The organism is Pandoraea vervacti (assembly GCF_000934605.2).
Taxonomy (GTDB): domain Bacteria; phylum Pseudomonadota; class Gammaproteobacteria; order Burkholderiales; family Burkholderiaceae; genus Pandoraea; species Pandoraea vervacti.
Window position 1 is genome coordinate 4,740,447 of sequence record NZ_CP010897.2, and the last position, 11,774, is coordinate 4,752,220.

General features: G+C 62.3%; 11 protein-coding genes. 2 read left to right on the top strand and 9 right to left on the bottom strand.

Annotated features, from left to right (window positions below):
* The first annotated feature begins 218 nt into the window (after positions 1-218).
* The gene (locus UC34_RS20615) at positions 219-1,121 is read left to right on the top strand and encodes a hypothetical protein (RefSeq protein WP_044458500.1); all 903 of its coding nucleotides are present in this window, start codon (positions 219-221) and stop codon (positions 1,119-1,121) included.
* Between the two features lie 119 nt (positions 1,122-1,240).
* Here UC34_RS20615 and UC34_RS20620 read toward each other — a convergent pair whose 3' ends face one another.
* The 8 genes from UC34_RS20620 to UC34_RS20655 all read right to left on the bottom strand — a co-directional run bounded on the left by UC34_RS20620 (position 1,241) and on the right by UC34_RS20655 (position 9,499).
* A complete protein-coding gene (locus tag UC34_RS20620) occupies positions 1,241-2,461 on the bottom strand; it encodes an ISL3 family transposase (protein ID WP_044453341.1) in 1,221 nt (406 codons plus the stop codon).
* A 123-nt stretch (positions 2,462-2,584) separates the two neighbouring features.
* Positions 2,585-2,992 carry a DUF4148 domain-containing protein gene (locus UC34_RS20625; RefSeq protein ID WP_052811160.1) on the bottom strand — a complete coding sequence of 136 codons (408 nt, stop codon included), beginning with the start codon at positions 2,990-2,992 and terminating at the stop codon, positions 2,585-2,587.
* A 233-nt stretch (positions 2,993-3,225) separates the two neighbouring features.
* Entirely contained in the window at positions 3,226-4,173 is a 948-nt protein-coding gene (locus tag UC34_RS20630) for an SRPBCC family protein (protein WP_044456995.1), read from the bottom strand.
* Positions 4,157-4,513, bottom strand: coding sequence for an ArsR/SmtB family transcription factor (locus tag UC34_RS20635; protein WP_044456996.1), 357 nt, complete (start codon positions 4,511-4,513; stop codon positions 4,157-4,159). Before UC34_RS20635 ends, UC34_RS20630 begins: the two co-directional genes overlap by 17 nt.
* 77 nt (positions 4,514-4,590) lie before the next feature.
* Positions 4,591-5,502 (bottom strand): bestrophin family protein, encoded by a 912-nt coding sequence (locus UC34_RS20640; RefSeq protein ID WP_044456997.1) that lies wholly within the window; start codon positions 5,500-5,502, stop codon positions 4,591-4,593.
* Between the two features lie 214 nt (positions 5,503-5,716).
* Positions 5,717-6,667, bottom strand: coding sequence for a 3-hydroxyisobutyrate dehydrogenase (mmsB, locus tag UC34_RS20645; protein WP_044456998.1), 951 nt, complete (start codon positions 6,665-6,667; stop codon positions 5,717-5,719).
* Between the two features lie 43 nt (positions 6,668-6,710).
* Positions 6,711-8,210 (bottom strand): CoA-acylating methylmalonate-semialdehyde dehydrogenase, encoded by a 1,500-nt coding sequence (locus UC34_RS20650; protein WP_044456999.1) that lies wholly within the window; start codon positions 8,208-8,210, stop codon positions 6,711-6,713.
* 50 nt (positions 8,211-8,260) lie between these two features.
* Positions 8,261-9,499 carry an ABC transporter substrate-binding protein gene (locus UC34_RS20655; RefSeq protein ID WP_157123253.1) on the bottom strand — a complete coding sequence of 413 codons (1,239 nt, stop codon included), beginning with the start codon at positions 9,497-9,499 and terminating at the stop codon, positions 8,261-8,263.
* A 182-nt stretch (positions 9,500-9,681) separates the two neighbouring features.
* Here UC34_RS20655 and UC34_RS20660 point away from each other — a divergent pair, with 182 nt between their 5' ends.
* The gene (locus tag UC34_RS20660; protein ID WP_044458503.1) at positions 9,682-10,650 is read left to right on the top strand and encodes a LysR family transcriptional regulator; all 969 of its coding nucleotides are present in this window, start codon (positions 9,682-9,684) and stop codon (positions 10,648-10,650) included.
* A gap of 56 nt (positions 10,651-10,706) precedes the next feature.
* Here UC34_RS20660 and UC34_RS20665 read toward each other — a convergent pair whose 3' ends face one another.
* Positions 10,707-11,687 (bottom strand): LysR family transcriptional regulator, encoded by a 981-nt coding sequence (locus tag UC34_RS20665; RefSeq protein ID WP_167370675.1) that lies wholly within the window; start codon positions 11,685-11,687, stop codon positions 10,707-10,709.
* Between the last annotated feature and the right edge of the window lie 87 nt (positions 11,688-11,774).

The following is an 11,774-nucleotide window of genomic DNA, read 5'->3' on the forward strand; positions in this document are numbered from 1 at the left end:
ACAGCGGTTCTACAGTCTAGTCACGTCTTCCCGCGCGATATAGCGTATGGCGCGAATACCTGCGTTGCACGCGCCGCAACAATTACGAAATATTTCGACGCCGCATCATGCCGCTGGCGCCAACAAAAGCGGCCCGCCTGTACGGCACGTGCGTATCGCTGATGGTATGATTTTTGCCGACGCCGACAGGACTCATACCGATGCGATATCCCGATCAGATGTCCGACACGTTAGCGGCAGCCGTGGCTGAGGCCGACCATGTCATGCGCCATTGGCAATACGATGCCGAGGGGCCCGTGAAAATTGGTTCGGACTCCCATAAACGCATGTTCTGCCGCATGCTGCTGGAGTCTCATAATCCCTATAAGCCGGCCGTCATCGAATGGCCGAAGCTGCCGCCCGATGCGCTCAGGCGCCTGACCGCCCTGCCCATCTGGGACATTGCCGTACAGACGGAAGGCCGCGCGTCCATTCGTGTGGCGACCTACGCCGCCACGATTGAGGACCCGTTGCTGCGCGAGGCGCTCGTCATGGACGGCGACGAAGAAGCGCGTCACAAGGTCGTGCTGTCCCGACTGGTCGAAGCCTACGGCATCGAACTGGCGCCGGAGCCGCCCTACCCGCCGCCCAAAGACCCCGAATGGGCGTGGATGAAGACGGGCTTCAGCGAGTGTATCGACAGCTTCGTCGCGTTCGGTCTGTTCCGTTCGGCGCAGCGCTCAGGCTACTTTCCCGAAGCGTTGGTCGAGACGTTCGAACCGGTCATTCAGGAGGAAGCGCGCCACATTCTGTTCTTCGCGAACTGGGTCGCATGGTATCGACGCACGCTGCCTTTCTGGAAGCGGCCGTGGTTTTACGCGCGAGTGGCCGCCGTGTGGGCGACGCTGATTTGGGACCGCATGGCGATTGCGCGCGGCATCGACACCGACGGCGTGGCGCGCGACGCCAACTTCCCCGCCACCGGCACCGCCGATATCGGCGAATCGCTCAAGCCGCGCGATCTGATTGCGCTGTGTCTGGAGGAAGATGCGCGACGCATGGCAGGCTATGACAAGCGCCTGCTGCGCCCGACGTTCGTGCCGAAGCTCGCTCGCCTCGCACTGCGCTTCATGAAGGCCTGAAGGTGACCGGAGCGTAGGTGTTTCCGGTCCGATCGCCCTGGCGCAAGAACGAAGCAAGGACAAAGCAAGAACGAAAAAAGCCGTTCCGAGTGTCGTACTCGGAACGGCTTTTTTTGGGTTCATCGTGGATTGCCGGGGAAAGCTGCGCGGATTTTGAGGAAGAAATATTCCTCGTCACGGTAGCCGTATGCCCGGCGCTTGATGACCTTGATGGTGTTGTTGATGCCTTCAACGACGCTGGTGTTAAGTGGGTGTCGGCAGCGGGCCAGGATGCCGTGCCAATAGCCTTGCAGGCGCTGCGCAAATAGTTTCAGCGCAGCGATACCGCTGTCGTTGGCTTGAGTAATCCACTGCTCCCATGCCTTTTGCGCCCAAGCTGGCTTTCGGTAGAACCACAGTCGCTTGAGTTCGTCTCGTAGCAAATAGACGCACAACAGAGGCTGGTTGGCTTGCAGCAGCTCACTCAGGTGCACGGACTGTTCCGGCCGTAGATTCTTTTGATTGCGTAAGAGCAGCCAGCGGCTTGATTTGAGGACTTTGCGTGCTGGCCGGTCATCTCGGAGTCGGTTGGCCTGATCGACTCGGACCCGGTCGATCACTTCGCGTCCGTATTTGGCAACGACATGGAACAAGTCGTAGACGATTTCGGCTTGCGGGCAGTTCGCCTTGATTTCCAACTCGTAGGCCGTTGTCATATCGATGGCAACAGCCTCGATATGCTCTGCAACGCCCTCGGGAAGCTGGTCAAAGAAGGCTCGGGCAGTTTCACGCGAACGGCCATTCCCAATCCATAGCACCTGCCGACTGAGCGGCTCGACCACCACCGTGGCGTAACGGTGGCCCTTGTGCAGAGCGAATTCGTCCATCGCCAAATATCGAACCTGTGTCCAATCCGGCTCGGCGATGCTTGCTCGCAAACTCGCTTTGTCGATCGCTTTAACGGTATGCCAATCCAAACCGTAGAACGCTGCAACGGCCTGGACATTGGTCGACTTGAGCAGAATTTCACAGGCCTTGGCAAAGCGCGCTGTGACCCGTTGGTAGCGCCCGAGCCAGTCCAATTTCTCCAGCCTCGGGCCACCACAGTGCTCGCACCAAAGCCGACGACGCGGCACATGCAGCACCACTCGATATTCAAACAAGGGAAGATCCCGAACCCGGCGCACCGTCGTCTCGTGGATCTGCGAGCAACGCTTGCCGCATTGCTCGCACAGCATCACTCGGCTTAATGGCTTCAGATACAACGACAGTGTCCGACTGTCCTGCGAAGGCCACTCCACTCGCTCAACTCGGTATCCCGTCCAGCAACCGAGGGCTTCCAGCGCTTTTCGATCTAGCAATTGCTCCTCCGAACACCGTCTCTATTGGCGTCAGATTATCAATTGCCTTGAAAACCTCCACGGTTTTCCACGATGAACCTTTTTTTGTGTGCTACGGCACCGGCCTTGCCAGCCGGTCGGCGATCAGCTGCCCTGGAATTCGTTCAGTTGACCGGCAGCGCGGGCGCGAGCGAGGTCTTGCTTGACTTCGGCGCGCGACACGCTCTGACCTTGCGACGCAAGGATGGGGTAGTCGACGTCGGTCTCCGCGAGCAAGCCTTGAGCACGTGCCTGAGCCAATTCCGTCGTCACATCGGCGCGGGTCTTGCTCGGGCCCGACGCGACGTACACCGGATAGTCGGCGTCGCCTTGCGGGATCAGACCATTGGCGCGCGCTTGCGCCAGATCGGCCAGCACGGCGGCGCGGGTCAGCGGTTGACCTTGCGAAGCGACGTTGGGGTAGTTGTTACCGTTCTCGGCAGCATTGCTGGCAACAGCACCCAGCGAGGCGACAGCGGCGATAAGGGCGATAGCGAAGTTCTTGCGGTTCATTTTCAGACTCCTGTCAGTTGCGACGACTTTGTTTTGAATTGCGCCGTCGATGGAAGGAAGTCTAGAACTCGGCATCGCGATGAAAAACGCGAAATTTGTTCAGGAACTATTGCGTGTTTTAACGGGAATTAACGCACCATTTCGGTGCATTCGCGCATGTGAAAACGCCGCTGGCGTCGGTGGCACCGACCTGCAGCGGCGTCGCAGTTCATTGGAAGTACTCGGCAACGCCGTCAGTCGTCGAGCGAGGCGCCGAGGGCATCGAGCAGGAAATTCGTGCCACGCTCTCGCGAACCCGCATCGTCGTAGCCGTCCAGAAACGCGCCTTGCTCCGTCATGACGAGGTGCGTGCCACCGTCGCGCGCCTTGATATCGATGGTCGCGAGCGACACCGAAATCTTGCGCGTATCCAGATGCATTTCGTAGGCATACACCAGGCGTGTATCCGGCACGACGTCGTAGTACAACGCGTCGAACGTCGACACCATGCCGCTCTGCCATTTACCCTTGGCCACCTCGCGTCCGCCGGGGCGAACGTCCATGGAGCGCTCGATCAACGTCAGTCCTTCGCCGCGCGCGAACCAGCGGTCCTTGGCCTCGCGCTCGACCAGTGCGCGGAACACGCGCGCGGGAGATGCGGGGTACTGACGCTCGATGCGGAATGTCGCGTGCACGACGCTGCGGGCCGTCGGCGCTTCGGCCTCGCGCATGACTTCGCGCCCGAGTTTGTCGAGCGTCTGCGTCCAGCCCTGTCCTGCGCCTTCGGGCATCCAAGCGAATGCGGGGTCGAGGACCGTATATCGCTGCTCCACGTCCAGCCGTGTGCCCTGCGCGACATCGGTAAACGTTGCCTGCGTGAGCGCACCGAACAGTTCGTGGCCCTTCTCGTCGGTCACCTTCATGTCGATCACGAGGCGCTTCGGCGCGTCGACTTCGACGAAGCGACCGCGAATCCAGTGCGACTCGCCTTCGGGCGACTGCATGCGCAAGTCGAAAGCGCCGCCCTCGCGCGCCTCGATCTGCGCCTCGGGAATCGTGTAACCGGCAGGGCAAAACCAGCGTTTGACGGCCTCGGTCGTCGTCCACGCACCGAACACCGTGTCGCGGGTCACCGCGTAAGTCCGGCCAACCGTCAACGGCCGGGGCTGCGTCGTCGCTTTTGCTTCACTTGCTGTCGTCATGAAGGTCTCCTTCGGGCGGCAGGCTGGCCAGATACTCGCCCAATCGGTCGAGATGGCCCTCCCACTCGTGACGGCGCTGGTTGATCCATCGCTCGGCGAGGCTCAGCGCCTGAGGTTCGATCCGGCACGTGCGCACACGACCGGCCTTTTCCGTTCGCACCAGACCCGCGCTCTCCAGCACGGACAGATGCTGCATGACCGCCTGCAACGACATCGCCAGCGGTTGCGCAAGCGCACTCACCGACGCCGGCCCCTGCGCCAGCCGCACGAGCATGGCCCGGCGAGACGCGTCGGCCAGTGCCTGAAAAGTCAGATCGAGGGTGTTGTCATGGTCAAGCATGTACTTGAGTATAGTCGCGTCATAAACTAAAGCAAGGACTTTAGTATTAAAAATTTGGAAAGCGTCGCGCTGCGCGCTCAGGTGATGATGTGATGCTCGCGTGCGCGTACCTGGGCCGTGTGCTGGCGATGCAGGATTTCTCGCAGTGACTGCTCGATGGTCTCGGACATGGCGTCGAGCGCCAGATCGTTCGGCTCCAGCCCGAACGGCTCCTCGATCTCCGCGCTCACGGCTTCGAGCGCAAAGAACGTATACGAAATGAAGGCGACGATGACCGGCGTCATGGGACCGATGGAGTCGATCAGGCCAAACGGCAGGAGCACGCTGTACAGATAGGTCACGCGATGCAGGATCACGCCATACGTGAACGGGATCGGCGTGGTGGCAATCCGCTCGCAGCCGCCGATCGCTTCGCCCAGGCGGTCCAGATGCATCTCCATGACTTGCGCGAGCGGCGCTTCGATCTGCCCGCGCAGACGGCGCTCGCGCAACCATTCGCCGGCCATCAGCAGAATCGTGATCGGCTTGAATTGCTTGCGCGCCAGGCAAGCGACATCTTCCTGGCTCAGCAAACGCTCGAAGTCGGCGCGCGGGTCCGTGCCACGCAATTGATGACGCATGCCATGCACGAAGGCGATCAGATAGGCAACGAAGCGGGGCGAATCCGACGTGTCGGACACGAGCGTCATCGACTGACGCGAGAGCGCCCGCGTTTCATTGAGCACGCTGCCCCAGAGCATGCGGGCCTCCCAATACCGGGCGTAACTCGTGGTGTTGCGAAAGCCGAGAAAGATCGCGAGCGTAATACCGATCAGCGAGAACGGGATGAACGTGAGCGGGATCTTCCATTCGAAGATGCGCCCATGGGCGAGCGTGACGGCAATCGAGATGATCGTGGTGAAAATGAGCTGCGGTGCGATCTTGGGCAAGATCGAGCCACGCACGACGAACAGCATGCGCAGCCAATGCAGGTTGGGACGGACGATCATGGCGACGAAGGCGCTCGCAAGCGCTGGGAAACCGGCCGTGGGGGTAGCCGTTGGGCCCGGATGATACGCCCATATTCGCGGCATTGAAATGATTTCGGCCCATGGCGCGGGACGTCCTCACCGAATCGTCGCAATGACCGACCGACGGTAAAACGCCCGTCGGGCGAACCTTCGACGGGCGTTTGCATCGTCCTGCACTTCATCGGGTCGGACGTTACTTCACCTCCAGCGCCTGGGCGAGCGTCACCGGGTCCTGGAAGATGCTCGAGAAGTCGAGTCCCCCATGGCCGTTCGCGCGATGGACTTCGAAGATGCGCCGGGCCAGATCGCCCAATGGCGTCGCCACGTTGCTGGACTCCGCAGCGCCATGCGCGAGACGCAAATCCTTCGCCATCAGATCGGTCGCGAAACCGCCTGTATAACCACGTGACGACGCGGCATTCTCCATCACACCGGGACACGGGTTATAGACCTCCAGCGTCCAGTTGCGTCCGGAGCTTTGCTGCATCACGGCCGAGAGCACTTTCGGGTCGAGGCCGTTGGCGATGCCCAGACGCAGTGCCTCGCTCGTTCCCGCCATCAGAATGCCCAGCAGCATGTTGTTGCACAGCTTGAGGGTCTGGCCGGCGCCGAGCGGGCCGCCGTGGTGAATGGCCTTGCCCATGTTGCCGAGCAATGGGCGCATGCGCTCGACGAGCGCTGCGTCGCCGCCGACCATGAACGTCAGCGTGCCCGCAGCAGCCCCCGCCGTGCCGCCCGAGACCGGGGCGTCTAGCAGTTGTGTGCCCGAGCGGGCAATTTTCGCCAGCTGACGTGGGATCTCCGGCGGCACCGTACTGCTGTCGATTAGCACGGCATCCTGCGGTGCGTTGGCCAGCACGCCTTGCGGACCGTCGTATGCGGCGAGCACGTGCTCACCGGCGGGCAGCATCGTGATGACGACCTGCGCATCGCGCACGGCATCGGGAATCGACTGCGCCGCTTTTCCGCCAGCGGCCACCAGTCGCTCCACCGCTGCGCCCGACAGATCGAAGCCGCGCACCGCATGCCCGGCGCTCACCAGATTGGCCGCCATCGGCCCGCCCATGTTGCCCAGGCCGATGAAGGCCACGCGTAGCGTCGCCCGAGTCTCCTGCCCAGTCCCTTGCTGAATTTCCGTAGCCATCGTCTGTCTCCGACATCTTCGATGTGTTCAGGGGGCACGCGAATTACTTCAGCGTAATCGTGGTGTTGACGCCCGCCGGGCCGGTGCCGCGCGCTTGCCAGCGCGCCGTGACGGTCTTCGTCTGCGTCCAGAACAGGATCGCCTGCTTGCCGTTCGGCCCCAGATCGCCCAGCTTCGACGCCCGCGACCCCGTGAAGCTGAACCACGCGACCGGCACCGGAATCGGCAGGTTGATGCCGACCTGACCGACGTCGATCTCATTCTGGAACTGACGCGCCGCGCCGCCGTCCTGGGTGAACAGCGCCACGCCGTTGCCGTTCGGGTTGGCGTTGACGAAGGCGATCGCCTCATCGAGCGTATCCACGCCCGTCATGCACAGGACCGGCCCGAAAATTTCCTCGCGATAGATCGACATGTCGGCCGTCACCCCGTCGAAGATCGTCGGGCCGACGAAGTTGCCCTGCGGCGCTTCGCCGACCGCGTGGCCGCGTCCGTCGAGCAGCAGCTTCGCGCCCTCTTCCACCCCGGCGCCGATGAGTTTCTCCACACGCGCACGCGCCTGCTTCGAGACGAGCGGCCCCACGTCCGCCTTGCGATCCGTGCCCGGTCCGACCTTGAGCGCTCGCGCACGTTCGACCAGCTCCGGCACCCACTCGCGCGCTTCGCCCACGAGCACCGCGACGGACGTAGCCATGCAGCGCTGTCCTGCGGCGCCGAATGCCGCGCCCAGCAAATGGTTGATCGCCTGCTCGCGGTCGGCGTCCGGCAGGATCACGCAGTGATTTTTTGCGCCCATCATGGCCTGACAACGCTTGCCCGCCTCCGACGCGCGACGGTAGATGTGCGTGCCGACATGCGTCGAGCCGATGAACGACACGGCCTTGATATCCGGGTGATCGCAAATGGCGTTGGCAATGTCCGGCCCGCCATGCACCACGTTGAGCACGCCCGGCGGCAACCCGGCCTCCAGCGCGAGTTCCGCGAGACGCAGCGATGCGCTCGGATCCTGTTCCGACGGCTTGAGCACGAAGGTGTTGCCGGTGGCGACGGCCAGCGGAAACATGAAGCAAGGGAGCATCACCGGGAAGTTGAACGCGGTAATACCGGCACAGACACCGAGCGGTTCGATGAGCGTGTAGACGTCCACGCCACCGGCCGCATTCTGCGCATACTCGCCCAGTTGCAGGGAGGCAATCGAGCACGCGTGCTCCACGACTTCGAGTCCACGCCCCACTTCACCTTCCGCGTCGGGCAGCGTCTTGCCGTGCTCGCGCGTGATCAGTTCGGCCAGCTCGCTCGTGTGATCGCGCAGCAGTTGCTGAAAGCGCAACATGACACGCATGCGATTGGCCTGCGACGTATTGCGCCAGCCCTTGTAAGCTGCCTTGGCGGAGGCCACTGCCGCGTCGAGTTCTTCGGGGGTCGCAAACGGCACGCGCGCGACGACTTCCTGCGTCGCCGGGTTCACGACGTCACGCCATTGCGACGTCTTCGATTCAACACGCTTGCCATCGATGAGCAGCGGAATGGTGGGTAGGGACATGACACGCTCTCCAGATCGAAACGAATACGGATGAAAGAATTCGGGGGAAATTACTTCGCTGCCGTGCTTGTCTTCACGAGCGAGCAAGTCGATTTCGACAGCGGCTGGAAGGCTTCCGTCGCCGGGACGGTGGCCACTTTAGTGTAGTAATCCCACGGTCCTTTGGACTCGCCGGGAGACTTCACCTTGAACAGGTACATGTCGTGAATCACGCGACCGTCGGGACGAATCGACGCGTTGTGCATGATTGGATCGCGAATCGGCAATTCACGCATTTTCTGCGCAACGACCTTCGCGTCAACGCTCTTGGCAGCCGCCACCGAGCGCAGGTAGTGCAGCACGCTCGAATACACACCGGCCTGCACCATCGTCGGCTTCAGGTTCTTGTACTTTTTCTGGAAACGGTCGGACCACTTGCGCGAGGCGTCGTCGAAATCCCAGTAGAACCCGTCGGTAAACAACAGGCCCTGTGCGGTGTTGAGTCCCAAAGCGTGAACGTCCGACAGGAACACCAACAGCGCCGCGAGCTTCTGCCCGCGCTGCACGATGCCGAATTCGCGCGCTTGCTTGAGCACGTTGACGGTGTCCTGACCGCCATTCGCCAACGCCACGACCTGCGCCTTCGAGCTTTGCGCCTGCAACAGGAACGACGCGTAGTCGGACGCATTGAGCGGATGACGTGACTGACCGACGACCGTGCCGCCGAGCGTCTTCACGATATCGGCGGCGTCTTTCTCCAGCGAATGCCCGAAGGCGTAATCGACGGTGATGAAGTACCAGGACTTGCCGCCGTCACCCACCACGGCGCGCGCGGTGGCAGCCGACTGCGAATAGGTGTCGAACATCCAGTGAAAGCCCGTGGGCGAGCAGTCTTCGTTCGTCAGACGCGTGGTCGCCGGGCCGGAGAACAGGACGACGCGCTGCTTGTCCATCGCCAGCTTTTGCACGGCGAGCGCGGCAGCGGAGTTGGTCAGATCGGCAATCGCATCGACGTTGTCCCGGTCGAACCATTCCCGCGCCTTGTTGGCGGCCACGTCCGCCTTGTTCTGGTTATCGGCCGAGACCAGTTCGACCTTCATGCCTTTGCATTCGGCGGCCAGACAGTCGTCGATGGCCATTTGCGCCGCCACGACCGACCCGGCGCCGCCCATCGCGGAATACGTGCCCGACATATCGGTCAGCACCCCAACTTTCACGGGACGATCCGGCAACTGCGCAAACGAACCGACGCACGACAATCCCAAACCCGCACCGAGTCCCAGCGCGAGCAGCCACGGCTTGATCTTCATCGCTTTTTGTCTCCTTGAGGTCTTTATCGATCTCTTCTTGGTCTCTTATGCTTTTGCCGCCGACGTCTATGCGTGGCGCTCATAAATTGTATTTGTGCGAATTTGCTTTACATAGCGCATCGCTGCATCTACTTTGTGCAGAAATACACATAGGAGACAACGCAATGGCACGTACCGGCGCGATGCGATCGACCGGCCTCTCCGGCCCCTTCGGCGCCCCGGGTGCCGAGCCGCGCCCGGACTGGGACGACCTTCGGTACTTTCTGGAAGTTGCGCGAACCCAGCGGGTCAGCGCTGCGGCGCTGCGCCTGGGCGTGGATCACACGACCGTCTCGCGACGCGTGCGCGCGCTGGAGCAGGCGCTGGGCACGCTGCTGTTCGACAAGTCGCGCAATGCGGGCTTTGCCCTGACGCCCGAAGGGCAGCAATTGCTCGTGTACGCCGAACAGATGGAGACGGCGCTGCAATCGGCGTGCGAACAGGTAGCCGGTCTGGGACAGACGCTCTCGGGCCACGTGCGCATCGGCTCGACCGAAGCTTTCGGCACCTATTTCGTGACACCGGTGCTCTCGCGATTTCAGCGCGAATATCCCGCGATCGATTTCGACGTGCTGCCCGTGCCGCGCTTCGTGAGTCTGTCCAAACGCGAGGCCGATCTGGCCATCACCATCGAGCGGCCGCAGCGCGGGCCGTATGTGTGCAGCAAGCTATGCGATTACCGCTTGCAGTTGTACGCCACCCCCGGGTACCTCGCGCGATACGGCGACGTAAAGACGTTCGCCGACCTCGTGGGTCGCCGCTTTATCAGCTATGTCAATGAACTGACGTTCAGCAACGAGTTGCGCTATCTGGAGGACATCGTGCCCGGGGGCAACGTGGTGCTGCGCAGCACCAGCGTCATTGCGCAATATCAGGCGGCACTGCAAGGTGAGGCGCTGGCGATCCTGCCGTGCTTCATGGCGGCACAGGACCCGCGCCTCGTGCCGCTGCTCGTCGAGGACGTGGTCGTCACGCGCAGCTTCTGGATTTACTGCCACGAAGAGTTGCGCACGCTCAAGCGCATTACGGTGCTGTGGGACTATCTGCGCGACGCCGCCCAACGCAACGACGCGCTGCTGCAAGGCACGGCGGGGCAGTTGCAGCTCGTTTGAGGGCGGCCTAACGTTTGTTGGTGTCGGGTTGGTGTCGGGTTGGTATCCGGCTGGCGTCAGCGAATCTTGCGTTGTTCTTCCTCGATGACGCCGGGCACGACCGCACGCATGACCTCGATGAAGCGGCGCAGTCGTGCGGGGTAGTACTTCGCATACGGATAGATGAGGTACATCGGCAACGGCGTTGAGCGCCACTGCGGGACCAACTGGATCAGGCGCCCCTGAGAGATGTCCTCGGCCATCACCCAGGCCGATGCCACCCCGACCCCAAGGCCCCGCAATGCGGCACTGCGCAACGCGAACAGATTGTCGGTACTCATGCGCGGATCGAATGTAATGCGCTCCGATTCGTGCGTCTGCCGATGCGCCAACGTAAGCTCGGTGCGGTAAAACGTGGTGAGGGCCAGCCATGGCAGCGCCATCAGGTCGGACGGCCGCCCCGGGGGCGTGCGTCCGCGCACCAGTTCGGGCGACGCCACGACGATGCGCGGCACGTCGGTCAACAGAATCGCCACGTTCGAGGGATCGCGCAACTCGCCCACATGAATGGCGCAATCGACGCCTTCGGCAATGAAGTCGGGCTCCCTGTCCTGCAGGAACCAGTGGACCTTCATGCGCGTGTAACGCTCAAGGAAGTCGACCAGCGGCCCGATCATCATGTCCTGCCCGAACGCATGCGGCACGAATACACGCAGCGTCCCCTCGGGCTCGTCGCCCGTGCCGCGCAAATCGGCTTCGAACGCTTCCCAGCTCGTCACCAGTTCCTTCGCTCGCGCGAAGCAGCGCTCCCCGTCTTCCGTGAGTTTCATCCGGTGGGTGGAGCGCTGAAGCAGTCGCAGACCGAGCGAACGTTCGAGCATTTGCAGACGCCGGCTGACGGTCGGTTGGGTCGTGCCGAGCAAGGCGGCTGCAGCCGATAGGCTGCCGGATTCGACGATGCGCACGAAGGTCTGCATCAGCTCGACACGGTCGGCGCCACTGGGCCGCACCGTCGCTGCGCCAACCGCCGGATGTGGGGAATCGAGAGATTCTGTCATACGTCGCACGTATAAAGGTTGTACGGATTATAGGCCTACCGCTGCACCGCACCAAGCGAGACACTACGCCCCGTGCCTAATCCACTG

Excerpts from the sequence above, each read along its gene's own strand:
- UC34_RS20615 (WP_044458500.1), top strand. The coding sequence starts at position 219 with ATGTCCGACACGTTAGCGGCAGCCGTGGCTGAGGCCGACCATGTCATG.
- UC34_RS20625 (WP_052811160.1), bottom strand. The coding sequence starts at position 2,992 with ATGAACCGCAAGAACTTCGCTATCGCCCTTATCGCCGCTGTCGCCTCG.
- UC34_RS20630 (WP_044456995.1), bottom strand. The coding sequence starts at position 4,173 with ATGACGACAGCAAGTGAAGCAAAAGCGACGACGCAGCCCCGGCCGTTG.
- UC34_RS20635 (WP_044456996.1), bottom strand. The coding sequence starts at position 4,513 with ATGCTTGACCATGACAACACCCTCGATCTGACTTTTCAGGCACTGGCC.
- UC34_RS20640 (WP_044456997.1), bottom strand. The coding sequence starts at position 5,502 with ATGATCGTCCGTCCCAACCTGCATTGGCTGCGCATGCTGTTCGTCGTG.
- mmsB (WP_044456998.1), bottom strand. The coding sequence starts at position 6,667 with ATGGCTACGGAAATTCAGCAAGGGACTGGGCAGGAGACTCGGGCGACG.
- UC34_RS20650 (WP_044456999.1), bottom strand. The coding sequence starts at position 8,210 with ATGTCCCTACCCACCATTCCGCTGCTCATCGATGGCAAGCGTGTTGAA.
- UC34_RS20655 (WP_157123253.1), bottom strand. The coding sequence starts at position 9,499 with ATGAAGATCAAGCCGTGGCTGCTCGCGCTGGGACTCGGTGCGGGTTTG.
- UC34_RS20660 (WP_044458503.1), top strand. The coding sequence starts at position 9,682 with ATGCGATCGACCGGCCTCTCCGGCCCCTTCGGCGCCCCGGGTGCCGAG.
- UC34_RS20665 (WP_167370675.1), bottom strand. The coding sequence starts at position 11,687 with ATGACAGAATCTCTCGATTCCCCACATCCGGCGGTTGGCGCAGCGACG.